This is a genomic window from Microcoleus sp. B5-D4 (assembly GCF_036705145.1).
Lineage (GTDB): Bacteria > Cyanobacteriota > Cyanobacteriia > Cyanobacteriales > Microcoleaceae > Microcoleus.
On record NZ_JAUBTV010000193.1, the window covers coordinates 1 to 1,102 of the forward strand.

Annotated in this window: 3 protein-coding genes; all 3 read left to right on the forward strand. The window is 39.3% G+C overall.

Translation table 11 applies throughout. The features are described 5' to 3' along the window. The first annotated feature begins 295 nt into the window (after positions 1-295). Positions 296-538, forward strand: coding sequence for a hypothetical protein (locus QUB10_RS34145; protein ID WP_333207558.1), 243 nt, complete (start codon positions 296-298; stop codon positions 536-538). Between the two features lie 72 nt (positions 539-610). After that, the gene (locus tag QUB10_RS34150; protein WP_333207559.1) at positions 611-922 is read left to right on the forward strand and encodes a hypothetical protein; all 312 of its coding nucleotides are present in this window, start codon (positions 611-613) and stop codon (positions 920-922) included. Then, the coding region (locus tag QUB10_RS34155; RefSeq protein ID WP_333207561.1) for a hypothetical protein at positions 916-1,102 on the forward strand (187 nt) is incomplete at its 3' end. The genes QUB10_RS34150 and QUB10_RS34155, both read left to right, overlap by 7 nt.

The following is a 1,102-nucleotide window of genomic DNA, read 5'->3' on the forward strand; positions in this document are numbered from 1 at the left end:
AATATCTACCAAAATGGAATTATCGTGCAGTTCCGACTATTTAGCAGACGCTAAAGTTATTAAATTTTCATTCCTTAGCGGAATTGTCGGGTATCCCTCAATCAGAATGGACAACAAGCCCCAAATCAGTGTTGATTGAGGTAGACCCTAAAGCCTTAAAACAAAAGATAGATTCTCACACAGAGTCTGGACTCATCCCACGCATCAAACCCGATCAATTACAGCTCGACATTCGAGCGTTAGGTTGGGGGGTAACACTTAAAGGGGGTAAGTACATTTACAAATTTGTCAAAAAATGAAAACCAAAAAGTTGGATTTTAGTTGGATTGAAGAAATCGAAGCCTTAGTTAAGAGTCCTAGATTTTGTCAAACCTTATCAGCTTGTCAAGCGCTACTAGAGGAAGCCAATAGTCTGATACCGACATCGCACATGAAATTCGTCAAGCTTAACCTATCTTTAGCAGTTGACTTGATTGAGGTGTGCCGAAAACAGTTGTTTCGGTTAGTTCAATTGCGGCGTCGCAATTGGTTCACTTAAGTCCATTTTTACAAGTAGCCGCCTACAGTTGGCGGCTACTTTCAGAAATACACACTCAAAGGTAAGCACACTATGACCAATATTCACGAATACTACGATAGCATGGCTGACATTTCCGTCTCAATAAGAGGGGCTGTCGAAAACCTTGAATTAGCCAAAAAGAATGTACAGGAAGCGTTAATTGCGATTAACGCTCTCAGGAAACAGGGTGACACGACAATTTCTTTTGTTTCCAATGTCACTACCAATGACGTACACCGTAACTTACTTTTTCTTGAATTATTGCTAAACCAAAATTCTGGCTTAGTACAATATTTCGTTTTTCAGGAATTGCTGAGTCTAACAACTTACGAATCAAGTCAAGAGGAATTCCAGTTGTGGTAAAAAATGAAATCCACGCGCGACTATCGCCTGAAACAATGGAGCAAGTAAAAAACTTTGTTTTAAGGCGCAATCTCCCTACACTTTCTCACGGTGTCAGATGGTTGATTGATATCGCCTTAAAAGATGTGAATGATGAACTTGAACTTGAAAAGCAGAATATTTCTGTTATTCAATTAATTG

Excerpts from the sequence above, each read along its gene's own strand:
- QUB10_RS34145 (WP_333207558.1), top strand. The coding sequence starts at position 296 with ATGAAAACCAAAAAGTTGGATTTTAGTTGGATTGAAGAAATCGAAGCC.
- QUB10_RS34150 (WP_333207559.1), top strand. The coding sequence starts at position 611 with ATGACCAATATTCACGAATACTACGATAGCATGGCTGACATTTCCGTC.